A 24,328-nucleotide genomic window follows, 5' to 3' on the forward strand; every position below is an offset into this window, starting at 1 on the left:
AAATCAAGGGCTTGGCCAAACAAGTTAAGCTACGTCATACTACGAAATAGTAAATGGTTGATTGCCAGTAAGATGGCATTAAATCCATTGCTAGTTGATGTGGATATAAGCAGGTGATCATACGTCACCTATATCTCAACAAGGATATGCAACGGGCAAGTGCATATGGGCCACTGGTAAGGCGCTATATTTTCTCCAGCGCCTGGTAGACTTCGGTCAGGGGGCTGATGTCGAACCAGACGCCGGTGCCGATGCTTAGAAAATGACCGTCGCGTTTGGGGGGCTTGGCCAGGCCGTCTTCGGGGTTGTAGTCATAGGCAAAGACGTTGGCCATCAGAGGGTTGAGTGCTTCCCAGGGCATGGTTTTACGCTTCTCCTGCCGGTTTTGTACGGTAATGACCTGTACGTCGCGGTTGGCAAATGAGGCCTGAATGTGCAACTCACGGTCGCCGGTTTGCGCGTAGCTAAGGTAGCTTAGCTCGAAGGGTTTTTCCTTGCCGCCTGCTTCATAAATGGCCTGTATCAGTTCCTGCACCGGATACAGAAACGCGTCAGCATCGGTGGGTGTGCCCGGCTGCGGCGGCTTCCCGTTTGAGCCGGTCGTGGCCATTGTCACCTCCAGAAAATCGTCTTTTTCCGACAGCTCGTCTTCCCGCAGGGGTTTCAGGCGGGTCTTTTCGACCAGGTTTTCCACCACCAGTAGCCAGGCGCGGCCCAACGTGCCCGCCCAGCTGAAATTGTCGTTCAGGGTGAAGCCTTCGCCCGTAATGTCCTCTTCGTCAAGCTCTTCGCGGTCGGTGTAGGTAATAGAAAAGTCGATGTGCAGGGCGTTGGCCGCCGTAGACTTCGCCTCAAGCGTGTAGTAATGCGTGAAAGGAGGGGGAATCATACCCGCCGACTGAAAGCGAATTTTAAGCAACATAGGGGGAGCCAATCACTAATGACCAATGACTTTTTCGTACAAAGATACGCAGCCCACTGCTGCCAGGGTGCCAATGGCGGCGCCAGCCAGCACGTCGACGGGGTAGTGCGCGCCTACGTAGACCCGGCTGTAGGCTACCAGCGCGGCCCAGGCAAAGAGCCACCGCAGCCAGCCGTAGCGGGTGCCCAGCAGCAGCCAGAGGCCCGTGGCCAGGGCAAACGTGTTGGCGGCGTGCGACGAACAGAATCCGTACTGTCCGCCACAGGGTAGGGGCAGGTGGATGGCTGCCTGCAAGGCGGTTTCGTGGCAGGGGCGGAGCCGGAGCGTGAGCGGTTTCAACACCGACGAACATACCTGATCGCTGATGATTACGGCGACGGCCAGCGTAAGTACCAGCCCGATAGCCCGCTTCCTAAATCGCCAGGCGAGCCAGCCCACCAGCACCACATAGCCCGGAATCCAGGTGTTGCGCTCCGTTATCAGCACCATAATGGGGTCGAGCCAGGAGGCATGGAGGTGATTTAGCAGCAAAAAGAACTGGGTGTCGAGCTGATTCAGGGTCTCACGCATAGCAGGGCAAAGGTACGTTTTGGCAAAAGACCGTTCGCTCGAAGTTTCTACAGCGCTCCTGACAAGGGCACGGTTGGGTTAATTTGATGCTCTATATTTATCGACATTGTAGACTATTTATTCACCCAACGCACATTTTATGCTCCGCGACGATCTGATCCCGCTTCCCGACATTTCAGCACAGGCCTTCCAACACCCCCTCGACCGCGACGCCACCGGGCTGCTCAAGGGCATCGACAAGTTCCGCTCCATCATCGGTACGCTCAACTCCTACGTCGAGCATTCGATGCATTACTACAACAGTTCGTCGTGTATTCAGGTAAGCGAAACGCAGTACCCGTCGCTCTATAATGCCTACAAGCGCACGGCTGAAGCACTGGATATTAAGAAGTTACCAGACTTGTACATCGAAACGATCGACGAGATCAACGCCTTCGCCAGCGGCATCGACCGGTATACGATCAAGATCAATTCGGGCTTGCTCGACATCCTCACCGAGCGCGAAACGATGGCCATTATCGGCCACGAACTGGGCCACGTGAAGTGCGACCATATGTTCTACAACACCTTCACCTACTTCATCCGGTACTTCGGCGGGTCGGTGACGGGTATGATTCCGCCGCCCTTCAACTCGGCCCTCGACATCAGTGTGCAATTGGCCCTGCTGGAGTGGAGCCGCCGCGCCGAATTCTCAGCCGACCGTGCTGCCCTGCTTGCCACGCAGGACGTGCAGGCGGTGGCCGAGGCACTGGGCAAAATTGCGGGTTATTCCAAAACTCTCAGCGACCCCATCAGTGTAGAAGCCATTGTGGCACAGGCCAATACGTTTGAAGAGTACGTTGATGACAGCTGGATGGCGAAGTTCATTAAGGTGCAGTCGATGCTGAAACAAACGCACCCCTACACGGTCCTGCGCGTGAAAGAAATCCTGGCCTGGTCTGACTCTGATCAGTATAAGCAGATCCTGGCTGGGACGTATCAGAAAGTAGGCGAACTGCCCGCCGCTGTGCTCGACCCCGCTGCCCCGGCTGAACCCAACGCCGCACAAAAGGCCGCCTCTGCCATTGGCAGTTCGCTCTCGTCAGGCCTGAAATCGTTCGGCGGTTTTGGCAAAAAATCGGAATAAGTCACCCGGTACTGGCAGTACATAGCTACGCACTGCCAGTGCCGGGGCTTGTCATAACGTATAGTCGATACAGTTGACAGACTCGTAAGCAGGACTACATTTGCCAGACAAATGACTGTTTACCGTTCAGTATTGACAACGTTATATGCGCTTTCTTCTATTAATTTTATTTATTAGTGCGTCCAGTTTAACATTTTCCCAGAATATTGATAAACCGCGTATTGGTGAAGTTGCTCAGCCACCAGGTTCTTTTCTAAAAATTGATTGGGAAAATGATGCTTTTCAGGTGCATCAGCGGAGCGTATCAGACCGGTATTTTAGTAATGGCCTTCGTCTGTCGCATCTAAGCAACTACTGGAAAAAGTGGCCCACCCGCGTTGCCCTGCTGAGGCTTTCTGCCAAAGAAAACCGCGATTACAGGTCGCTGTACTCGTTTTCGGCGGGTCAGGAGCTTTACACACCCCGCAACACAACCTGGGTCATGCGCCCGCTGTACCCAAACGACCGGCCTTATGCGGGTTACCTGTACTTCTCGTGGGGCCTCACTACCGCAGACCCTATAGGTGCCCGGCGGCTAAGTTCGGCGATCACACTGGGCATGATCGGTCCGGCGTCGGGGGCGGCTGAGTTGCAGCGGGAGATACACCACCTCATGGGGCAGCCTATGCCTGCTGGCTGGGGTACGCAGATCAAAAACGACCCGATCATTAGCTACACCGTGCGGTACGAAGGCCGGGCTATCCCGCGCTTCACCCCCGCTTTCGACGTTATAAGTGATGTGGAGGGCACTATTGGCTCACTCATGAATACGGCAGGCATGGGGGGAACCTTGCGGATTGGGTTATTCAATGACTATTTCCAGCACCCAACAGGCCTGTATCAGGCCGGAGATGAGTCATCGCGGACGTTCCAGTGTTACGCCTTCTGTCGCGTTGGTTTCCAGGCCGTGCTCGACAATGCGCTGATGCAGGGTGGCTGGCTGAACGGGTCTAAAAACTACTACGCGCTGCCCGCCGTTGAGCTACAGCATTTCTACGGGCAGCTGGATGTTGGCGGTGTCATTGCGGCCAGGAACATGCAGCTTACCTTCACGCAGCACCTTCGCACTGCCGAATTTGTGGGTGCCCTCGCCGATCAGTGGGGCCACATTAGCCTGCTGGTAAGGGTCTCAAACTAATGACAACCAGCCTACCCCAGAAACTGACGCAGGTAGTTACGGGCGGTCAGAATGGCCGTTTTCACGTCGTCGGGGGTGCTTTCGTAGGCTTTGTCTTCTACCTCAATACAGACCGGACCCCGGTAGCGCACGTCGGTGAGGGCGGCGAAGAAAGCTCCCCAGCGCACGTCGCCGAGGCCGGGTAATTTGGGCGAATGGTAGTCCAGCGGATTGGCCATGATGCCCACGCGGTCGAGCCTATCACGGTAGAGTTTGGCGTCTTTGAGGTGGATGTGGTGCAGCCGGTCGCGGTAGGCATATATCGGTTTCACCTCGTCCATCATCTGCCAGATCAGGTGGCTGGGGTCGTAGTTGAGGCCCAGCGTCTGCGAGGGAATGATCTCGAACACGCGGTCCCAGATGGCGGGGGTGGTCATGAGGTTTTTACCCCCCGGCCATTCGTCGTCGGTGAACCACATGGGGCAGTTTTCAATACCGAGCTTCACGTTGTGCGCCTCCGCCTCGTGCACGATGGCGGGCCAGTGTTCGGCCACCAGCTTCAGGTTGTCGGCCACACTCAGCGCGGGGTTCCGACCCAAAAACGTGTTGACCACCGGCACCGACCCGTCGGACCGCGTTAGTTTGGCCGCCGCGCGGATAAGCTTTTTGATGTGCTCGCGGTAAAATTCGGCCTGTTCGGCGTTGGCATCCAACGGGTTAGGGTAATAGCCCAGCCCCGAAATAGTCACACCATATCGCCTGCACAGAGAATGAACGGCCTCTGCGTCGAGGTTATCTACGTCGATGTGCGTAACGTCGGCATATCGTCGGCCGTCAGCGTTGCCCGTAGGCCAGCACATGACTTCCACGCAACGGAACCCGTGTTCAGCCGCAAATTTTAGAACAGAATGCAAATCGTTGTCAGGCAAAATAGCCGACACAAAGCCAAGATCTAACATCGGTAAACAGTAAACTGAAACTATCTTCTAAGGCAGAAAACAAGTTCGGGTTCGTTTTGGATGAACAGGATTTCGCCGGCGGCGGCGTAGCCCCGTTTTTGCAGCAGGTGCAGCATAGGCAGGTTGTCGGCCTCGGTCGAGGTGTAGATTTTCTCAAAAGGCCAGCGTGCTTCGGCGAAGGTCAGCAGGGCCGTGCCGATGCCGCGCCCCTGCGCTTCGTCGCGCACCTGCACGTAAGCAATAAACGGGCATTGGTAGAACGTCCGGGCGGTGGTCAGGTAGCCCACAACAACCTCATTATCAACAGCTACAAAACATTCACCCCGGCTGATTTCCTCCTGCCGGTCACCAGCAAACATGTCGAACTCATCAATGGCACTGAAATCAGCCGCAACGGCTTTACGAATAGAATAAGACATGTGTTGATTTACGAATTACGATGTACGAATTACGATTTTTGCTGGCCGGTCCGCCGGTGCGGCACGAATATGCTGAAGCAAGGGTAGTCGTGCCGCACCGGCGGACCGGCCAGCAAAAATCGTAATTCGTAAATTAGTACCCTTTCCCTTCCTGTATGTCTGTCATGGGTACATCGTGAGCAACGGCACCGAAGCGGCGGTAGGCGTCTTCCATGATGACGGCGGTGGCCGAAGCACCCAGGCGGGTAACGCCCATGGCCTTCACCTGTAACAGTCCGTCGAGGGTGCGAATACCCCCGGCGGCTTTCACCTGAACCTGAACCGCACCGGGTCCCGTCCCTACGTTGTCGAGCATGACTTGGAGCTGCGGGATGGTGGCCCCTTCGTAGTTGTATTTGCCGTCGGCACCTTTCACGAATCCATAGCCGGTAGAGGTCTTCACAAACTCGGCACCCACTTCGGTGCATAGCTGGCAAAGCTTGATAATGTATTTGTTATCAGGCAGATAGTCGTTCTCGAAGATTACTTTCAGGATGGCTCCATGGGCTAGGCAGGCATCATGAATAACCCGAATTTCGTCGCGCACGTAGTCCCAGTCTTCGCTCAGCACCTTGCCAATGTTCACTACCATGTCGATCTCCACGGCCCCGTCCCGGCAGGCCTGAATGGTCTCGGCTACCTTGATGGCGGTGGTCGAATTACCTGCGGGGAAGCCAATCACCGTACCCACCAGCACATCGGAACCAGCCAGTAATTCGGCGGCCATCGGAACGGCGTAGGGCTTTATACAGACCGAAGCCACGTCATACTTGAGGGCTACGGCGCACCCGTCGCGCAGTTCAGCGTCGGTCATGGTGGGGTGCAACAGCGAGTGATCGATCATCTTGGCGATCTCGCGAATGAGTGTTGTGTTGGGCATAGGTGAGAAGGTGAAAGAACAAAGATAGCGGGCCGAAGATAACCCGGTAGCTGGGGGCAGATTACCGCATTATAAATTGACTGTCAATCAGTAACATGGCTCTTGCCAAATGGTGCATTCTATGCGGGAAGTGCGGAAGTTTGGTCCACCATCACATACCCCGCTGCCATGATCTGTACCATTCGCCATATTCTTTTTCTAAGCCTCGTTGCGCTGCTGACGGCGGCGCAGGCGCAGGATACCCCACCCGCCGACGAGCCGCCGCCCGATTTTGCCGAATTCAACCGTCGGGTGGTGCTGCCTCTTGAGGTGGGTATGGGCTTTTCGTCGCAGCAGTCGAAAGCCCTGTCTTCGGTGCAGACCTGCCCCCAAATCACGCTCATCAACCACCGCCTGCGGTTGGGTGCCTCTGTGGGTGGGGCCTATTCGGCTGGGGTGCCAGACCTGAAAACCGATCAATGGCAGGTGTATGCAGGGCCACGGGTTTCGGTCAAACTGACCACACTCAGCCTAGCGTTGAACGGCCTGCCCGACGGCATACGCTGGGGTAATGTGCAGGTATTTGTCGAACACCTGTGGGGACAAACCAATACAAAATTAATTGGCGGTGGCGCGGCATTGGAGGTGCTAAAACGATACAGCGTTTTTGTGAAGTTGCACCGCGACTACGAACACCAAAGTACCTGGGCGCAATTTGCACTGGCGTATAATTTTATTGGTCAGCGAAAAGAAAAAAGTTTTGGCGATAATTAACCAGTTACGGCCATGAAAAAAGCATTAGTTATTAGTGGCGGAGGGGCGAAAGGTGCCTACGCTGTGGGCGTGCTGAAATTTATCAGAAACAGGCCTGAACTCTTCAAAAACGGCCAATTTCTGTTCGATATCTACCTCGGTACCAGCACGGGCGCGCTTATTGTGCCACTGGCATCGGTAGGCGACATGAACGTATTAATTACTTTTTATTCTGGCGTAAACACGGCTAATTTATTGAGTATACACGATGCTACGGCTTTGTTTGCTAAGGGGTGTTTATTTAATAGTTTAAAATTAGACCGGCTCGTCGATACGGTATATGATACCACCCGATTTGGGTTAATTAAAGCCACTGGAAAGCAGGTGGGTGTATCGGCGGTTTGTTTGCAAACGGGCGAATTACGCATATTCACCTCGCAGGCTCTGGCGGCTAGTCTGCCCCACTACACCACGCAAGCAATTAATACCCGGAACGACCTGGTCGATGCCGTGCTGGCCTCGTCGCATCAGCCGTTTTTTCTGGAGCCAGTCCGCATTCGGTCTGACCCGTCCGTGCCTGGCGCACCCCGCCACTACGTAGATGGGGGTGTGCGTGAGTATGCCGCCATTCAGGTGGCGCTCGATGCCGGGGCCGACGAGGTGTACGCCATTTTGCTGGCCCCCGAAACACCCGAAGCGGCCGATACCCTAAAGCCCAATGACCTCATCGGCGTGTTGCAGCGAACTATCGACATTTTCAGCGAAGACGTGAGCCTCAACGACGTGCGGTTGCCCGACATCCTGAGCCGGGGCACCAACTACGTGCTGGCCGTGCGGCAGGCGATGGTGGCGGCGGGCCTGCCCAGTGCGCAGATAGACAGCCTGCTGAATCCGCCCCGGCAACCCAATCCTTTTGCCAACCGTGTGGCCAGCAAACTCCATATCATCCGGCCCAAACTACCCCTGGGTGGCGGGCCGGGCGGGCTGCGATTCGACCCCCTGGAAATGCAGGGGATGATGGCCCGTGGCGAAGCCGATGCCGCCGCCTATTTCACTAGACTCGATGCCAACGGTGGCGTTCCGCCCGTTGTATTAGCTTGATTTACAACAAAATAAACCATTCCATAACCATGAAACTTCAACAAATCATTGCCAACAACCTGAGCATTCACCTCAGCGATCTGGCTTTCGACATTCAGCTGACGGGTGAAGTGCAGACGAAGCTGATGACCCTGGGTTGCCTCGACGCCCCCGTCGACGGGAGTTTTGGACCGGTGTCGAGGCTGGCGCTGAGTCGCTTTGCCGACATTGCCGGGGTAGCCTATGAGGAGCGGGTCGATGCACCATTGGCACAGGCGCTACTCGACGCGTCGGATGACACATTTTTGCCCTTGACGCTTGGTACCGACTTCGCCAGCAGGGTGGTTCGTTATATGCAGCTGCGTAATCACTGGCTGGCCAAACTGCCCGGCTTCCTCAACATCATTTACGTAGAAGGAGCCAACGACGACGGCCAACCCAATGCCGATACGTTCAACGTGTTCAACGACCGCCGGTTGGTGTTACATATACAAAATGGCACGCCCACGTTGCTCCTTAATGTCCTGGCCACCACCGAGCCGGGTCGTTTTTACACCGAGAATCCGGAAAACAGCCTTGGTGCCGCTCGTATAGCGTTTGGGCAGTACAAATCGTGGCAGGTGGGTACTCACAAACAAGGCCGACCCGGTGCCCACGAGGCCCTGGTGCAGGTGGGCAATCTGACCGTGTGCCGCGATCTTAACCGGGATGGAAAACGCACCGGCGACCGGATTTTTATAGACAGCGGATTCGGTATCAACCAGCATTCGGGGCACAACCAGCCCGCCAACAATATTGGCAAAGCCAGCGCGGGTTGCCTGGTGGGCCGTACCGATGCCCAGCATCAGGAATTTATGCAACTGGTGAAAACCGACCCGCGCTACAGCGAAGCCTCGCACGGGTATCGGTTTGTGAGCACCATTATTGCTGGCGACGATCTGAAGGCAAAAGTAGGCTGACGGCTGGGGTTAGCTAAAACCCATCACGTCCCGCACACGGGCAATGGTGCGGCTGGCCACGGCGCGGGCTTTTTCTTCTCCTGCCTGTAGCTCACGCTCCAGTTCGGGGTTGCCATCGGCCATTAGTTCGGTAAAGCGGGCGCGTTCGGTGGCAAACCGACTGAGGATCAGTTCGTAGAAGTCCTTCTTGGCGCTTCCGAAACCGTAGCCACCCGCTTCATACTTGGCCCGCATCTGCTCAATCTGTTCGTCAGAGGCCAGCAGCGAATAGAGTTGGAACGTGATATCGTTGTCCGGGTTTTTGGGGGCTTCAAGCGGCGTAGAGTCAGACAGGATTCGTTTCACCACCTTCCACAGGTCGTTTTCGGGCAGGAAGATGTCGATGTAGTTATTATACGACTTGCTCATCTTGGCTCCGTCTATGCCGGGAATAGTCATGATTTTCGCGTCGATGCGGGCTTCGGGCAGCACAAAAATATCCTTGCCATACTGCCGGTTGACCGTCCCGGCAATGTCGCGGGCCATTTCCAGGTGTTGCCGCTGATCTTTACCCACGGGCACCAGGTCGGCGTCGTAGAGTAGGATATCGGCTGTTTGCAACACTGGGTACGTGAACAACCCCGCCGACGTAGCGCTTTCGCCCAACTTGTCGACCTTGTCTTTGTACGACGTCGCGTTTAGCAACATCGGCATGGGGGTAAAGCAGTTCAGGTACCAGGCCAGTTCGGTATGCTCCGGTACCCGCGACTGCCGCCAGAGGGTATTTTTGGTGGTATCGTAGCCAAACGCCAGCCAGGTGGCGGCAATGGCCCTGACGTACTCGCGGCGCGTAGGACCGTCTTTGAGTGTAGTAAGCGAATGCAGGTCGGCAATGAACAGAAATGACTCATTGCCAGCCACTTTCGATAAATTAATAGCGGGCAAAATGGCCCCCAGAATATTGCCCAAATGCGGCCTGCCGCTGCTCTGAATGCCTGTTAAGATGCGTGACATGGGAAAATAATGTACAATGTTGCAATGCACAATGAACAATGCATAATGGGCTGACGCATAAATATGCTCGCATCGGCTCATTGTTCATTATACATTGTGCATTAAAAACTACTCCCACTCAATTGTAGCGGGTGGTTTGGATGATATATCATAGACGACGCGATTGACGCCTTTGACTTTGTTGATGATCTCGTTGGAGATGTCGGCCAGGAACGTGTAGGGGAGGTGCGCCCAGTCGGCTGTCATGCCGTCAACGCTCGTAACAGCGCGGAGAGCCACTACGCGTTCGTAGGTACGCTCGTCGCCCATGACGCCAACGCTCTGCACGGGCAGGAGCATGGCCCCGGCTTGCCAGACTTGGTCGTACAGCCCTTCGCGGCGGAGGCCGTCGATGAATAGTGCATCGACTTGTTGCAGAATGGCCACTTTTTCGGCTGTGACGTCGCCCAGAATACGAATGGCTAGTCCCGGACCGGGGAACGGGTGGCGACCCAGAATGTGGTTGGGCAGGCCCAGCGTGCGGCCTACCAGGCGTACTTCGTCCTTGAAGAGCGTATTCAGCGGCTCAACCACCTTCAACTTCATGAAATCGGGCAGGCCACCCACATTGTGGTGCGACTTGATCGTGGCCGATGGGCCTTTCACGGATACCGACTCGATCACATCGGGGTATATCGTGCCCTGACCCAGCCAGGCAACGTTCTCGATCAGGTGGGCCTCCTGATCGAAGACGTCGATGAACGTTTTACCGATGGCTTTACGCTTGGCTTCGGGGTCGCTCAGGCCCGCCAGCGCGTGGTAGAACTGGTCTTTGGCGTCAACACCTTTCACATTGAGACCCAGCGTCTTATAGCTATCGAGCACCCCCTCAAACTCATCCTTCCGCAAGAGACCATTGTCAACAAATACGCAGTAGAGATTAGCCCCGATGGCCCGGTGAATGAGCATGGCCGCCACCGACGAGTCGACCCCGCCCGACAGGCCAAGCACTACCTTATCGGTACCGAGTTGCGCCTGTAGCCCCGCCACGGTGGTGTCGACAAAGGACTCGGCGGTCCAGTCCTGACTACAGCCGCAGATATCGACCACGAAGTTTTTCAGCAACTGTTTGCCCTGGGTGGAGTGGGTCACTTCGGGGTGAAATTGTATGCCATAGGTAGCTTCGCCCGTGGCCTGGAACGCCGCCACCCGTACCGTCTCGGTCGAGGCAATCACTTCAAAATCAGCGGGTAAGCTCGTTATCGTGTCGCCGTGCGACATCCACACCTGCGAGTTAAGATCCAGACCGTGCATGAGCCGATTGGCCAAGTCGATCTCATTCAGCCGGGCGCGGCCATATTCACGAATAGACGAAGGCTTCACCTCGCCACCGCCTTTTTGGGCCATCAACTGTGCCCCGTAGCACACACCCAACACGGGCATGTGGTGCCGAAACGCGGTCAGGTCTACACTGGGCGCGTCGGCATCACGAACAGAGCAGGGACTGCCAGAGAGGATGACGCCTTTGGTGTTGGCGGCAATGGGAGGGATGTTGTTGTACGGGTGAATTTCACAGTACACATTCAGTTCACGAACCCGGCGGGCAATCAATTGGGTGAACTGAGAACCGAAGTCCAGAATCAGAATTTGCTCGGTAATCATGCGTGGGTTTCTAAAGCCCAAAATTACATGAATTTGGGCTTTGGCCTCATTGGGGCCTAATTATTGGACTAGATACAACCATAGGGCAACCAAACGATTCCACACTTTATCAGAAAAGTTACACCAAACTGCCTGATAATCAGCCTTTCACTAAAGTATCAGTTACACACTCAAAAAGTATGAAAACCATGACATCTGAATCATTTATCGAATCCCTGTCTATGCCCTTCCACAAAACTGTGGAAAAAAATTCCCTCCCCAACAATCAGAAACTGCTGATTCCGTTCTTCGATCGGAAACGCACGGTATCGGTTGACGAAATTGTTCGGCTGGAAGGGTCGGGTAACTATACCAATTTTTACCTGAAAGACGGGACCAAAATGCTGGTGTCACGGACTCTGAAAGAATACGAAACCCTCCTCGACGGTCAGGCTTTTGTACGCGTTCATAAATCGTGTATCGTGAACCTCAGCTTTGTACGTAAGTTCTTCGTTAAGAAAGAAGGCGAACTCGAACTGGCCGACGGTCAGCAAGTGAAGATTTCTCGTCGTCGGGCGCAGGTATTCATCGACAGGATTCGGGATCATAGCCCATCGCTGGTCAACTAATCGACCTATTCGCTTGCCTATTACGTAGTTAACTAACGAGCCGGACCGGGGTGCTTTCCACACCACAGTCCGGCTTTTGCGTGATTTACACTCAGTGAATAACTTATTTAAAGGGCGTATTTCTACGTAATCGGTAAGGGACATACACGCAAAGGTAAGTCCATTGAAAATGCGTAATGATCTGTTTATCAGTTTATTGAATTGAGTTTTGAGTTTGAGTGAATAGTTTCGTGCCTTTAGCTAACGGTCGGCTTGCTGTAGTTTTGGTCATCCCAATCAGGAAATCATCTGATAAACCAAAAACAGCTCGTACCATGGAATCAAATCACTTCGCACCGCCCGTTGGCATAGCCATGCCTATGTACCCAGCCACGTATCAACGCAATGCCCACCGGCTGGCCCTTCCGTACCTGAACCGTACCGTGATGGTGTCTGTCGATGACATCGTATACCTGGAAGGAGAGGGTAACTATACGTTTATCCACACCCGCGACCGGCGCAAGTATTTGGTCTCAAAGACGCTGAAAGAGTTTGAGAAAACGCTCGACAACGGCATCTTCATTCGCATACACAAGTCGAACATCATCAACCTAGCCTATGTACAGCATGGTGTGTTTGCCCGTGACCGCGTGATCCGCCTCGCCGACAACCGTGAACTAACCATCTCGCGCCGCCGAATGCATGAAATCACCAAATTGATGGTCAACTACCAGGACGAGTTGAACTAGCATTCTGGGCGGTAGTCGCAAAAAAAGGGTCTGTTGCTAGCAACAGACCCTTTTTTTGCGACGGGTGTGTCGTCAGGTTGGGGATGGTGCGGCATTCCGACCTGACGACACACCCGTAAATCAAAAGATTTTATACGCCAGCGTGATTTGCCACGATTTAGCGCGTTGGCCGAAGCTGCCGGACGTGCTGTTGATTTGGGCAATGTCGGAGAGGTTACCCTGGTAGCGCACATCGAGGCCGAGGCTGCCCAGGTCGAGGCCACCGCCTACCTGATAGCCGTAATAGGCCTTCTGCCAGGCGTCGTTGAGGGTGCCGCCCGTATACTGTTTCAGGGCATCGCTCAACCCGGCGTTGTTGTCCACGCGGAATGAGGCTACCGGACCGGCCATAACGCGCAGGGGACCACCTTTCAGGCCCAGCAACACGGGCACGTCGAAACTAGTGGTCTGGATCGTCACGGTTTCGGGCTTGCCGTTGCGCACCACGTCGAATTGCCCCGACAGGTTGGTGTAGAGCAGTTCGGGCTGGATGAACAGGTTCTTGCCAAAGCGCGTGTAAATGCCAAATGAGGTACCGGTCTTACTGTTGATGCTTTCGCTCAGGTTGTCGCGGAAGGTTTGCCCATTCACGTCAACGCTGGGTGAGCCATTAGGGTTAGTGCCCGTGCTGACGAAGTTGCCAAACGAGAGTCGGGATAAGTTGATGCCTCCTTTAATACCAATCTGAAAACCGCCCTGCGCAAAGGTGAGCGTGGGCAGGAGCGTGATGGCGAGGCCAAACAGGAGTTTGTTCATGCAAGCGGTTGTGCGTTTCATATGCTACATGGGTTTAACGGGAAAATCGTGCCACAGACGTCAAAAACTAACTTTTTCTGAGTAAACGGCGTTGTTTCAGTAAACAACCAACAGTCAGCAACCAACAGTTTTTGCTCCTGTCAACGTGTTTACAACCCTTGGACTACCGTTAACGTTGACCGTTTAACGGCCTTCTAAAAAGTTGTTGCCCCTACCACTGTTCGTTGTTGGCTGATCACTGTTAACTGTCCTCCCTCCGTGGCTAAAATCAAAACTGCTTATTTCTGTCAAAATTGTGGTCATCAGTCGCCGAAGTGGCTGGGGCGGTGCCCGTCGTGTGGTGAGTGGAACACCATTGTGGAGGAGGTTGTCCAGAAAGACGAACCCGAAAAAGGCGGCTGGCGGGCTACGTCTGGCCCGCTGAAAGTGTCGGCCAAGCCCAAGCCGATCCACGCTATCAACTACGAAGAGCAACCCCGGATGCTCACCGCCGACGCCGAACTAAACCGCGTACTGGGCGGGGGCATCGTGCCGGGGTCGTTGGTGCTCATCGGCGGCGAACCGGGCATCGGTAAATCGACCCTGCTGCTTCAGATTGCGCTGAGCCTCAGTAGTTTACGAGTACTATATATATCAGGCGAAGAAAGCGAGCAGCAAATAAAAATGCGGGCCGAGCGCCTCGATGCCCCTACGTCCGACTGTCACATCATGACCGAAACGTCCACGCAGAACATCTTCCGCGTGGTGGAGCATTTCGAGCCGGAAGTCCTCATCGTCGATTCCATTCAGACCATGCAGTCGTCGCTGGTTGAGGCGGGGGCGGGGAGCGTATCGCAGGTGCGGGAGTGTGCCGCCGAGTTTATGAAGTACGCCAAAGAGTCGGGCGTACCGGTGTTTATGATTGGCCACATCACCAAAGAAGGCTCGCTGGCTGGTCCCAAAGTGCTGGAACACATGGTCGATACGGTGCTCACCTTCGAGGGCGACCGGCACACCACCTACCGGATTCTACGCACGTCGAAAAACCGCTTCGGCAGCACCGCCGAACTGGGTATCTACGAGATGCTGAGCACGGGACTGCGGCAGGTGAGCAACCCGTCGGAGATTTTGATCTCACAGCGGGAAGAGAGCCTGAGCGGCGTGGCCATCGGCTCGATGCTGGAAGGAAACCGACCCTTAATGATTGAAATTCAGGCGCTTGTAGGTGTGTCTACCTACGGAACGCCCCAACGCAGCAGCACCGGCTACGACAGCAAACGCCTGCAAATGCTGCTGGCCGTATTGGAAAAGCGGGGCGGGTTCCGGCTCGGTCAGCAGGATGTGTTTCTGAACGTGGCGGGTGGCCTGCGCGTAGAAGACCCCGCTATCGACATGGCTGTTTGCGCGGCCATCGTGTCGAGCTACGAAGACATTGCCATCCCCACCAACGTGGCCTTTGCTGCCGAGATTGGCCTGGGTGGCGAGGTACGGGCCGTGAACCGCATCGAACTCCGCATTGCCGAAGCCCAGAAGCTGGGTTTTAAGCAGATCTACGTCTCGAAATACAACCTCAAGGGCCTCGACATCGACTCCTACAACATCAACATCCGCCCCGTCGCCAAGCTAGACGAAGTATTTCAGGGGGTGTTGATGTAAGACAGAGGTAGCCATTAAGCAGAGAAAGCGCACGAATGACCCCAGCGGGGTCATATGTGTTGGCAGTGCTAAGAAATCAATTTTCTTTCGTTTGCGCTTTTTCGAATATTAAAATATCCCTGTAACATAAATAAAGGGCGATAAATCCAAACACGCCAAACGAACAATCGATCAGTTGCCAATAAAACGGAATCCCTCTGATTGGTCCGGCAATAAACGCCAGCGGAAATATCATGATGCAGGCAATCATACCGAATTGAATAACCCAGATATTTCTGACGGGATCGCGCAATGGGCCAATGAAAACAACCGCGATAACAAGGTGTGCAAAAGCCAGCCAATCGGTGCCGTAACTGAGATACGGATAATGTTGATTGGGCGTTCCAACGGCAGCATAGACACTGCTAAGCCAGTTTTGCAAAAAATGGGGAAATGATGCCAAATGCTCGTTGGCAATAGCTAATTCAGTTTCAATAGGAAAGGCCGTTACACCACTCACTATCAGCGCGATAATGAAAAAAAGCAGCTGGTTTCTGATCCTTTTCCTTGATTGAAGTACTTCCTCTTTTGACATAGCTAGTTAAAAATAAAAAATAACTTTATTTGAACAGATGTGAAATATCATACCGTTTACTTAATAAATATTGAACTGCTGAAAAACTATCTATCTTACAAGAAAAATGGAAGATAAACATCAAAAATGAAAATTTGGCTTTTAGCTTATGTTTTGACAACTACTTTCGTTGTTCGTTAGGTTTTCTACTATCAATATTATCAAGCCACTGTTCTGCAAGGGTCTCAACGTAGTCGTTGAAAGTGATGATGTTATCGTAAGTGTATATCGTGTACTTCGGCTGATCTGCTTTCAAAGTTATATCTAGTGGTGAATAGCCATCATGTGCATATAAAAAAACCTCTTTTGTTTCTTTGTGATAAAACGTATTGTTGCCGTTTGATTCTTGTGAAAATGTCAACAAATCCGCAAGCGACAGTGGTAGAAGACTTTCCAATTCACAGGCTTCTAAATAATTGTCTGCCCACTCGAAACTATTTGTAGAGTTCTGTATCCCGAACAAAAAATTATTGGCGTATAGCAAAGTCTCGTTAAAGTCATCACCACCCCAGTAGTTTATTATTCCACCCATTGTCTTAGTCAATAGGATGTGCTCTGGAATTAAATTTAGATGCTGAGGAAATACATGTTCAAGCTGACATAACCAACCACACGTTTTGTTATTTATGAGTCGCCAAATATATTGTCTGTACCTTTTGTTACTATTTATAGTAAAATCAAGCACATGAGCCGTTTTTAAAAGCGAAAAAAGTTTTGGAAACGTCGTTATAAAATCATCAGAGTACGTCAGTTTTCCATTTCCAATTCTGTCAAAAGTTATATTTGTTTCCATTTTCTAACAAAGTGTAATTAAAAGGCAATACGTAACAACACACTGGGCACTGATTAATTTATACAAAAACTCTACTCACACTTCCTCTCCTTGCAACTGCTTGTCATACAATTCCCTGTACAAACCATTGTGGGCCATTAGCTCGTCGTGGGTGCCTTTTTCGCGGATTTCGCCGTCGTCGAGGACGATGATTTGGTCGGCGAGTTTGGCCGAGGAGACGCGGTGCGAGATGATGACCGAGGTGCGGTTTTCCATGATCCGCTTCAGGTTATTCAGGATAATGTTTTCCGTATTCGTGTCTACCGCGCTGAGGCAATCGTCCAGCACCAGAATGCGCGGGTCGCGGGCAATGGCGCGGGCAATGCTCAGGCGCTGCTTTTGGCCACCAGACAGCGTGATGCCCCGTTCGCCAATGCGCGTGTCGAAGCCTTCGGGAAACTCGTTGATGTTGTCAGCTAAATCGGCGTCGGCCACGGCGCGGAGTACGCGTTCCTGCGGCATGTCGGGCTGACCGAAGCGTACGTTGTTGCTGATCGTGTCGGAAAAGAGGAACACGTCCTGCGGCACGTAGCCCATCTGTCCGCGTAGTTTGCTGAGGTCATAATCTTTGATGGGCACGTTGTCGATGCAGATTTCGCCCGTCGAGGCATCGTACATCCGCATGATCAGGTTAGCCAGCGTGCTCTTGCCCGATCCCGTCGTACCCAGAATCGCCACTGACTCGCCGGCGGCTACGTTCATCGAGAAATTCTTCAGGGCCACAATGCCCGTGTCGGGATAGACGAAGCGGACATTCTGGAACGAAAGTGCCCCCTGTAGCTCGCGTTGCAGGTTTTTCGCCGAAACCAGCGGCGTTTTCACGGCCATAAACTCGTTGATCCGCTGCTGCGACGCCGCTGCCCGCTGTGTTTGACTGGTGGTCCAGCCAAGGGCCATCACGGGCCAGGTGAGCATGTTCACATACAGGATAAACTCGGTAATGTTGCCCGGCGTAAGTCGCCCGGCCAGCACCTCCTGCCCGCCCACATACACCACCAGCACATTGCTGAGGCCAATGAGCAGTACGCTCAGCGGTTGCCAGAGCGCATCGACCATCGTGAGGCGCAGCGATTTTTGCTGGTACGAATCGGCCTCCTGGGCAAAGTCGGCGACGGAGTTTTGTTCCTGCACAAACGACTTGAGCACCCGAATACCCGAAAAGGCTTCCTGCACATACGTACTCATCCGCGATAAGGCCCGCTGTATCTCCTCCGACCGCCGGATCACGATGTTTTCGACCAGGTAAATCCCCACCGACAAGATGGGCAACGGCAGCAGCACATAGAGCGTAAGCCGGGCGTTGATGCTCACCATATAGCTGATTACCAGCGTAAACAGCACCAGCAGGTTCATGCCGTACATGATACTCGGCCCCACATACATCCGTACTTTACCCACGTCTTCCGAAATCCGGGCCATCAGATCGCCGGTGTTGTGCTGCCGGTAGAAGGCCAGCGGCAGGGTCTGGTAATGGTCGTAGATGTCGTTTTTGAGGTCGTACTCAATATGCCGCGACATCACGATGAGCGTTTGGCGGACCAGAAACAGGAAAAATCCTTTCAGCAGGGCCATCACCAGAATCAGGAGGCCGTAGAGCAGAATGCTGAATGCAAAAATGTCGTAGAGCGTAGGCTGCAGGCTCGTGCTGTCGTAGAGGTAATAAATATCAAGCGTTTCGCGAACCAGGTCGAGCGAGTAGCGCACCAGTTGGGCGGGAAAAATGCCGAACAGGTTGGAAACAATAGTGAAGACCGTGCCCCAGATGAGGTACCATTTGTAGCGGGCCAGGTATTTATTGAGGTGTGCTAATGCGCGTAACGTTTCCACAAAGACAAGTCGTTATGCTAAGGCAACGCAGCCAGTGGGGGGGAGGGTTCAATGGTGAAAGAGTGAATGGCGAAAGAGTGAAAGTGTGTTCACAACGGCGCATGGCTGAGGCGAACACTCTTTCACTCTTTCGCCATTCACTCTTTCACTCCTATTCCCACAAAATCCCCGACGTGGCGAGGGCGGCCAGGGTAACGAGGGCCATGCCCACGAAGCTGGTGGCCAGGATGAGGGCCAGGGCGGCCCAGCCACGACCCCGAAACTGACTCTTGTTGCGCCTGATTTTGGCCAGCGACCCCGTGGCTACCAGCATCGAGGCTAGGGGCAACGTCAGGCTCAGCACCCACACCCAGGGTGATACAGGGGCCAGAATAAACAGACCGTAGGGCATCACGCTCCCCGCCAGCGCATAGAAAACGCCTTTGGGCACCCGCCGTTTCGAGGGGTGTACGTCGGGAATAATCTGGCTGGCGGTATAGGTGGATTGTGAACCGGCCATCAGCTGACTTCTGTAAAGCCAGGCGGGTTTGCGGGAAACGGTAAGGTCGGGGTTGCTATGCCGGATGGATGCCATCGCGAGGGCGCTGTAGGGGGTGTGGGCAGGGGGCAGCAGTCGGGCCGACAGAGAGGGGGCAGCTGTGCGCTGGGTGGCCGAATAATGGGCTTCTACGGGTTCACTAGCGGGGGCCGGGGTGGGTAGCTGAGCCGGTGCTGGGGCTTGCGTAACCCGGTCGGGAGCCTGCATAAGCGAGGGGACGTAGGCGGGCTGGGCGGGGCTGAAGAAGGCGGGCGGAGCCGTACGGCAGCCGCCCAGACATAGGAGCAGCAATGGCCCAATACGGGCCAGAAAACGGGGGAAGCGCATATGAAGCAGGTAGAGTTAGGTCAAACGATACGGGGTTACAGTTGGGAAAACTAGCCATTTAGGCGTATTTTTGCAAGACGAAATCAGTGTTCTTTTCCATATCGGTAGAATTAGTAGGATTTAAGCGGCATGTTAAGCAGACGACTCCTGCGCATTAAGGTAATGCAAACCCTTTATGCGCTACGGCAGGCCAATCAATCGACGAAACAGTTGGCCGTCGACGGCATCAATGATCAATTCCAGCCTGATCTCAATTCCATGCTTCCCCAGAATAAGCGGCAGCTGGAAGGGTATCGTAAACTGGCAGCGCTGCTCTTTGATGAGGCCGTTCGCACCAACGAACCTGCGCAGGATCAGGAGGTGCCTAGTTCGGTAATCAATGCCGTAAACGACGCCGTTACCTACTACCAAAACCGGTATCGGAAAGACCAGCAGTTTTTGTCGGGCCGACTCATTGAAGCCGTTAAAGACATCTACAGCGATTACCTCCGGGTGCTGCAACTGCTGATCGAGTTTGGCCACATGTCGCGCCTCGACCGCGAGCGCCGCTTTCCTGACCCCGACGAAACGCCCTTTTTGTACGAATCGGACCTGAGCCAGAACCGGATGATTCAGGCGCTGGCGGAGCACCAGCCGTTGCAGGTAGAAAACACGCGCCGGGGCATCTCCTGGACCGAAGACCTGGCGTTTGTGCGCAAGACGTACCGCGAGGTGCTGAAGACCGACGAGACGTTCATTGCCTACTGCGCCGCCCGGCAGCATACGCCCGACGAGGATCAGCAACTGGTGCAGCACCTGCTTCGGCAACTGGTGTTCAAGCATGAGACCGTGCGCGATTACCTAGCCGAAATAGATCTGGCCTGGGCTGAAAATAGTGAGGTAGTGCGCGGTATGGCCATCCGTACTCTGAAATCGGTGCAAAGCGCGGGCGGACTGGTGCTGGAACAACTCACCGAAGACTGGGAGGAAGACGAGCGGTTCCTGAACGAACTCTACCAAAACGCCCTCAGCCGAGACGAGGAAGTGGAAAAATTACTCACCGCCAACCTCGACAACTGGGAGCTTGACCGCGTGGCCATCCTGGACCTGATCATCCTGAAACTCGCTGTGTGCGAAATGCTTACCTTCCCCAACATTCCCACGAAGGTGACCATCAACGAATACATCGAGCTGGCAAAGGCCTACAGTACGCCCAAAAGCGGTACGTTTGTCAACGGAATTTTGGATAACTTGGCCACCCGATTGACCGCCGAAGGCAAACTCCGCAAGAGTGGCCGGGGGTTGTTAGACAATAAATGAACTGATTTACGATGTACGAATTACGAATTACGATTGGTTGCTTACGCACTAGCAACTTAGCCGTAAGCTATACATCGTAAATCGTAATTCGTACATCGTAAATCTTTTGCACATGAGCAGATCAGGCCGTGACCTCACTTTCTTTCTGACCGGAATTGCCACGGGCACTATTCTGGGCTTGTTGTATGCCCCCGAAAAGGGCATGGTTACCCGCGACCGGTTGTCGTATCGGTTGTCGAAATACCGCGAACAGTTGCAGCAGTTGCTGAACGACATCCTGGAGTCGGCCGACTTACCGGAGAACTTCTCTAAAACAGAAGGTCAGCGTGTGGTAGACGAAGCCCGCGAAAAAGCGGAGCGGCTGCTCGAAGACGTTGACCGGCTCATGGCGCAGATCAAGCAGCAGGGTGCCTAATTATCTACTGGTTTATTTTTGCAAACACTTCCGTGAAAACGTATTTCTATTCCATAGCTGTGCTGCTGCTCCTGGGGGCGGGCACAGCCTGTTCTAACCGCCGCGATGCGCAGGGGCAACCAGTGGGTGAGGCCAACGCCATTGCGGGTAAGACAGCCGTGATTTCGTTCAAAGAAACCGGCGTTCACGACTTCGGCACCATCACCGAAGGCGACACCGTAGAACATACCTACGCCTTTACCAACACGGGTGAACTGCCCCTGGTGATCAACAACATAACGGCCTCCTGCGGCTGCACCACACCCGACTGGCCCCGCGAACCGGTAGCCCCCGGAGACAACTCGACGGTGAAGGTCCGGTTCAACAGCCGGGGTAAAGAAGGCGAACAGCGCAAGACCGTCACCGTCTACGCCAACACCAACCCCGCCACCACCGACATTTCGTTTAAAGTGCTGGTGAAACCAAAATCAACCACAACTGTAAACTAGTTTACGGTATTCTGTTTGCTGTAAACTATCTTCTATATGCACGTCGTAATCGCACAGGCCATGGGCCAAAATGGTATGTTGACCCTCCTGCTTTGGGGTGGGGTGTTGCTGGTGCTGTATTTCTTTATGATCCGGCCGCAGCAGCAGAAGGCCAAGCAGCAAAAAGATTTTGTCAACAACCTGAAGAAGGGCGATGCCGTCGTGACTATCGGTGGCCTCTATGGCAAGATCACCAGTGTGGATGCCAACACCGTTACGCTCGACGTAGACCGGGGCGTGAAGCTCACCTTCGACAAGTCGTCGATTGCCCGTGAGGCGTCGGCCAAGGTAGAATCTGAAAAAGCGGCCTAAAACTGGCTTTTCTGCCCCGCTTCGTAGATGCAACAAGAAACACCACCCCAGAAAACGGCCTTTCAGGTGGGCAAGTGGCTGGTCTGCGTACTGGCGGCTGGCCTGTTTTGGGTAATGAACGCCCTGAACCGCGATGGCTACTCGCTGAACGTGAACTACCCCGTCAAGTTTCAGTATAACGATTCGCTGTTTATTCCCACCACAACGCTGCCCCGCACCGTGCGGGTGAACGTGTCGGGCGATGGCTGGGGGCTGTTGCGCCTGTCGTGGTTGCCGTTTCGGACCAACCCGGTGCAGTATCCGGTAAACAACCCCATGCAGGCGTCGATCATCAACACGTCGGCCATGACAGCGGCCCTAGCCGATCAGGTGAAGAGCCTGAAAGTCAACTACGTCGTGGCCGACACGCTGGAAATGGGTTTCGACCGGCGCATGACCAAAACCATCCGCCTCATCCCCGACAGCACGCATATTAACCTGCTGCCGCGCTATGTGGTGTCGAGCGTGATCAACATGACTCCGGCAGTACTCACCGTGGAAGGCCCCGCCCGGCTGGTTCGTGGCTTTGCCGACACGCTGGTGGTGCGCATCCCTGGTCGCCGCATTGCAGACAATTACGACGAAGAACTGCCGCTGAATGCATACAGACACCCCCTGGTGAAGCGCAGCCACGAAAAAGTGTTCGTCAGCTTTGAAGTAGCTGAACTGCTCTCGCCCTTGCCGAAAAGGTGAGAGAGCGAAAGAGTGAAATAGTGAAAGAGTGGCTGACGCAAGGGGTTGATCTTGCGTCAGCCACTCTTTCACTATTTCACTCTTTCACCATTCCCTATCTCGTAAAACGCGACCGGATCATGCCCGTCCTTTTCAGGCTTACGAAAAAACCGAGGTTATTCTCGTAGAGATCGCCCTGGTCGTAGCCGGTGGTGGTGGTGAGGAGTGTACCGCCTAGCCACTTGAGCTGACTATAGAGGCCGAACATACCCGAAAACTGGGTGGCCACCTGCGCAAAAGGCGCGTCGTAGATACCGATGTTTTGGCTGTACGAAAACTTACCAATAAAACCCATTCTGGCCGAAAACTGGCCCGACAGGCCCACGTGGTAAACCCGAACGCGGTTGTTGTTGGTGAACGCACTGCCCGGAAAATGGCCCGGCAGGTCGGTGGCGGGGGCAATGAAAGGTGTGCCAATGGTGCGCCCGTAGCTCGACCAGCCGTCGCGGTACTGACCGTGGTTGAAGTAGTTGTCGCGGCCCCGTTTGCTGGCATCTTCGTTAATAAAATCGCTCCCGCCCTGACTGTAGGTGTTCAGGTACTCCAGCACTGCCCGGTTTAGCCGAAAACCCCCTTGGTTGGGTCGGTTATTGGTAAATCTGGCTCCGTGCAGCCCGTCGGCAATGTTGATGAGGTAAAAAAGCGAGCCATCTTCATAGATGCTCTGGCGGTAAAGAAACACCGAAACGCGGCGGCCCCGTAGTTCAAGACCCAGATCAACGGTGCCAAGGTGGTTGCCAATGCGGTTGCCGGCGTCGAAGGGGCTGTACTTGGTGGTGTCGACGGTGCGGTTGCCTAGGCTGTTTCCCAACACGATATCAATGTAATCGTGAAAGCTGGCGGGCAGCTGACTATTGCGGATAAAGGCGCTGGGTAATGACTCGTTGTTACCGCCCCACTGCACCGAGTGGTTCATGCCCCCACTGAGCCAGATCTTGCCCGTGGCCTTGCCTAGGCGCAAATACAGCGCCTTCTGATGCAGCATCGACCCTTTGATGAACCGGTCATACTCAAACCAGCCCTGCACGTAGAGGGCGTTGATGTACAGCCAGCGGGTTAGGGGCACCCAACCTATCGTGTTGAACTGAATTTTCAGGGGCGGCACCGCATTGCCCGACCAACTATAGGACCCTGTCGAAAGCGACGAGTCGGTCAGTCCAATGACTTCACGCCGACGGCCTGCCCAGCCTTCGATGCCCCGGAGACGCACTTTTGCATAGGCTTCTGGCAGGATAACCGCCACAGGGTCAGTGGGTTTACTACGGTCGGGGTTAACCCCGTTGGCGTTGGCGACCAGGTCGAACCCCCAGCCCCAGTCTACGCGCCGGTGGCTGGCCCGAAGGCTGTCGAGGGCCGTGAGGGGGGCACCGTGGTAGTCTACCCGGATACCTGCGCGGAGGGTGGGTACGTTTTCGCCGCGTGGCACAATGCCGTATTGATTGGCTCGCAGCCAGAACGGAATTTCGGCCTGCTCGGCTAAGTTGGGCGCGGCGTACCGTTGGGCGTAGGTGCGTTGGGGTGTTACATAACTGCCCAACTCGAGCTGATAATGCAGCGGTTTACTGGTCTGGGCAACCGTGGCGGTGCCGCAAAATAGTAACAGGACAAGTCGATACATTGGGTTA

At 54.3% G+C, this 24,328-nt stretch carries 26 protein-coding genes; 13 read left to right on the forward strand and 13 right to left on the reverse strand.

The annotated features are described in order from the left end of the window. Nucleotides 1–184: 184 nt before the first annotated feature. Both J2I48_RS01470 and J2I48_RS01475 read right to left on the reverse strand, forming a co-directional pair. Complete coding sequence (locus J2I48_RS01470; protein WP_207333599.1) at nt 185–922, reverse strand: hypothetical protein; 738 nt, start codon at nt 920–922, stop codon at nt 185–187. Between the two features lie 15 nt (nt 923–937). After that, on the reverse strand, nt 938–1,492 hold the full coding sequence (locus tag J2I48_RS01475) for a phosphatase PAP2 family protein (protein ID WP_207333600.1): 555 nt from the start codon (nt 1,490–1,492) through the stop codon (nt 938–940). Between the two features lie 139 nt (nt 1,493–1,631). Here J2I48_RS01475 and J2I48_RS01480 point away from each other — a divergent pair, with 139 nt between their 5' ends. After that, a complete protein-coding gene (locus J2I48_RS01480) occupies nt 1,632–2,618 on the forward strand; it encodes a M48 family metallopeptidase (protein ID WP_207333601.1) in 987 nt (328 codons plus the stop codon). 145 nt (nt 2,619–2,763) lie between these two features. Continuing rightward, complete coding sequence (locus J2I48_RS01485) at nt 2,764–3,795, forward strand: lipid A deacylase LpxR family protein (RefSeq protein ID WP_229375708.1); 1,032 nt, start codon at nt 2,764–2,766, stop codon at nt 3,793–3,795. An 11-nt stretch (nt 3,796–3,806) separates the two neighbouring features. Here J2I48_RS01485 and J2I48_RS01490 read toward each other — a convergent pair whose 3' ends face one another. From J2I48_RS01490 to deoC, 3 genes are all read right to left on the reverse strand, one after another. After that, nucleotides 3,807–4,733, reverse strand: coding sequence for a sugar phosphate isomerase/epimerase family protein (locus J2I48_RS01490; protein ID WP_207333603.1), 927 nt, complete (start codon nt 4,731–4,733; stop codon nt 3,807–3,809). A 20-nt stretch (nt 4,734–4,753) separates the two neighbouring features. Beyond that, entirely contained in the window at nt 4,754–5,152 is a 399-nt protein-coding gene (locus J2I48_RS01495; RefSeq protein ID WP_207333604.1) for a GNAT family N-acetyltransferase, read from the reverse strand. A 133-nt stretch (nt 5,153–5,285) separates the two neighbouring features. Next, nucleotides 5,286–6,071, reverse strand: coding sequence for a deoxyribose-phosphate aldolase (deoC, locus tag J2I48_RS01500; RefSeq protein ID WP_207333605.1), 786 nt, complete (start codon nt 6,069–6,071; stop codon nt 5,286–5,288). Nucleotides 6,072–6,239: 168 nt separating this feature from the next. On the opposite strand from deoC, the gene J2I48_RS01505 reads away from it, so the two are divergent. Genes J2I48_RS01505 through J2I48_RS01515 form a run of 3 tightly spaced genes read left to right on the forward strand, consistent with a single transcriptional unit; the run spans nt 6,240 to nt 8,842 of the window. Continuing rightward, nucleotides 6,240–6,824 (forward strand): hypothetical protein, encoded by a 585-nt coding sequence (locus J2I48_RS01505; protein WP_207333606.1) that lies wholly within the window; start codon nt 6,240–6,242, stop codon nt 6,822–6,824. 12 nt (nt 6,825–6,836) lie between these two features. Further along, nucleotides 6,837–7,904 carry a patatin-like phospholipase family protein gene (locus J2I48_RS01510; protein ID WP_207333607.1) on the forward strand — a complete coding sequence of 356 codons (1,068 nt, stop codon included), beginning with the start codon at nt 6,837–6,839 and terminating at the stop codon, nt 7,902–7,904. A 29-nt stretch (nt 7,905–7,933) separates the two neighbouring features. After that, complete coding sequence (locus tag J2I48_RS01515) at nt 7,934–8,842, forward strand: peptidoglycan-binding domain-containing protein (protein ID WP_207333608.1); 909 nt, start codon at nt 7,934–7,936, stop codon at nt 8,840–8,842. Between the two features lie 9 nt (nt 8,843–8,851). On the opposite strand, the gene trpS is transcribed toward J2I48_RS01515, so the two are convergent. Both trpS and guaA read right to left on the reverse strand, forming a co-directional pair. After that, entirely contained in the window at nt 8,852–9,835 is a 984-nt protein-coding gene (gene trpS / locus J2I48_RS01520; RefSeq protein ID WP_207333609.1) for a tryptophan--tRNA ligase, read from the reverse strand. Nucleotides 9,836–9,943: 108 nt separating this feature from the next. Next, the gene (gene guaA / locus J2I48_RS01525) at nt 9,944–11,473 is read right to left on the reverse strand and encodes a glutamine-hydrolyzing GMP synthase (protein WP_207333761.1); all 1,530 of its coding nucleotides are present in this window, start codon (nt 11,471–11,473) and stop codon (nt 9,944–9,946) included. A 182-nt stretch (nt 11,474–11,655) separates the two neighbouring features. On the opposite strand from guaA, the gene J2I48_RS01530 reads away from it, so the two are divergent. Together J2I48_RS01530 and J2I48_RS01535 are read left to right on the forward strand one after the other, a co-directional pair. Further along, entirely contained in the window at nt 11,656–12,084 is a 429-nt protein-coding gene (locus J2I48_RS01530; protein WP_207333610.1) for a LytR/AlgR family response regulator transcription factor, read from the forward strand. A gap of 314 nt (nt 12,085–12,398) precedes the next feature. After that, nucleotides 12,399–12,812: a LytR/AlgR family response regulator transcription factor gene (locus tag J2I48_RS01535; RefSeq protein ID WP_207333611.1), complete on the forward strand. Its 414-nt coding sequence runs from the start codon at nt 12,399–12,401 to the stop codon at nt 12,810–12,812. A gap of 120 nt (nt 12,813–12,932) precedes the next feature. Here J2I48_RS01535 and J2I48_RS01540 read toward each other — a convergent pair whose 3' ends face one another. Continuing rightward, nucleotides 12,933–13,607, reverse strand: a complete 675-nt coding sequence (locus J2I48_RS01540) for an outer membrane beta-barrel protein (protein ID WP_207333762.1) — start codon at nt 13,605–13,607, stop codon at nt 12,933–12,935. Nucleotides 13,608–13,865: 258 nt separating this feature from the next. Between J2I48_RS01540 and radA the strand changes: the two genes are divergently transcribed. Continuing rightward, a complete protein-coding gene (radA, locus tag J2I48_RS01545; protein WP_207333612.1) occupies nt 13,866–15,242 on the forward strand; it encodes a DNA repair protein RadA in 1,377 nt (458 codons plus the stop codon). 76 nt (nt 15,243–15,318) lie between these two features. Here the strand turns inward: radA and J2I48_RS01550 are convergent, their stop codons facing one another. The 4 genes from J2I48_RS01550 to J2I48_RS01565 form a co-directional block, all read right to left on the reverse strand. Beyond that, complete coding sequence (locus J2I48_RS01550) at nt 15,319–15,816, reverse strand: hypothetical protein (RefSeq protein WP_207333613.1); 498 nt, start codon at nt 15,814–15,816, stop codon at nt 15,319–15,321. 160 nt (nt 15,817–15,976) lie between these two features. Further along, nucleotides 15,977–16,648: a hypothetical protein gene (locus tag J2I48_RS01555; RefSeq protein ID WP_207333614.1), complete on the reverse strand. Its 672-nt coding sequence runs from the start codon at nt 16,646–16,648 to the stop codon at nt 15,977–15,979. A 75-nt stretch (nt 16,649–16,723) separates the two neighbouring features. Beyond that, nucleotides 16,724–18,514, reverse strand: coding sequence for an ABC transporter ATP-binding protein (locus J2I48_RS01560; protein ID WP_207333615.1), 1,791 nt, complete (start codon nt 18,512–18,514; stop codon nt 16,724–16,726). Between the two features lie 151 nt (nt 18,515–18,665). Continuing rightward, nucleotides 18,666–19,379: a hypothetical protein gene (locus tag J2I48_RS01565; RefSeq protein WP_207333616.1), complete on the reverse strand. Its 714-nt coding sequence runs from the start codon at nt 19,377–19,379 to the stop codon at nt 18,666–18,668. Between the two features lie 162 nt (nt 19,380–19,541). On the opposite strand from J2I48_RS01565, the gene nusB reads away from it, so the two are divergent. The 5 genes from nusB to J2I48_RS01590 all read left to right on the forward strand — a co-directional run bounded on the left by nusB (nt 19,542) and on the right by J2I48_RS01590 (nt 22,664). Further along, nucleotides 19,542–20,678, forward strand: a complete 1,137-nt coding sequence (nusB, locus tag J2I48_RS01570; protein WP_207333617.1) for a transcription antitermination factor NusB — start codon at nt 19,542–19,544, stop codon at nt 20,676–20,678. A 112-nt stretch (nt 20,679–20,790) separates the two neighbouring features. Next, a complete protein-coding gene (locus tag J2I48_RS01575) occupies nt 20,791–21,093 on the forward strand; it encodes a YtxH domain-containing protein (protein ID WP_207333618.1) in 303 nt (100 codons plus the stop codon). 32 nt (nt 21,094–21,125) lie between these two features. Next, a complete protein-coding gene (locus J2I48_RS01580) occupies nt 21,126–21,581 on the forward strand; it encodes a DUF1573 domain-containing protein (protein WP_310587243.1) in 456 nt (151 codons plus the stop codon). A gap of 36 nt (nt 21,582–21,617) precedes the next feature. Then, nucleotides 21,618–21,932, forward strand: coding sequence for a preprotein translocase subunit YajC (gene yajC, locus J2I48_RS01585; protein WP_207333619.1), 315 nt, complete (start codon nt 21,618–21,620; stop codon nt 21,930–21,932). Nucleotides 21,933–21,959: 27 nt separating this feature from the next. Next, the gene (locus J2I48_RS01590) at nt 21,960–22,664 is read left to right on the forward strand and encodes a YbbR-like domain-containing protein (RefSeq protein ID WP_207333620.1); all 705 of its coding nucleotides are present in this window, start codon (nt 21,960–21,962) and stop codon (nt 22,662–22,664) included. Between the two features lie 94 nt (nt 22,665–22,758). Here the strand turns inward: J2I48_RS01590 and J2I48_RS01595 are convergent, their stop codons facing one another. Further along, complete coding sequence (locus J2I48_RS01595) at nt 22,759–24,321, reverse strand: capsule assembly Wzi family protein (RefSeq protein ID WP_207333621.1); 1,563 nt, start codon at nt 24,319–24,321, stop codon at nt 22,759–22,761. Nucleotides 24,322–24,328 lie beyond the last annotated feature (7 nt).

The sequence above is a fragment of the Fibrella aquatilis genome (assembly GCF_017353255.1).
In the GTDB taxonomy this organism is placed as follows: domain Bacteria; phylum Bacteroidota; class Bacteroidia; order Cytophagales; family Spirosomataceae; genus Fibrella; species Fibrella aquatilis.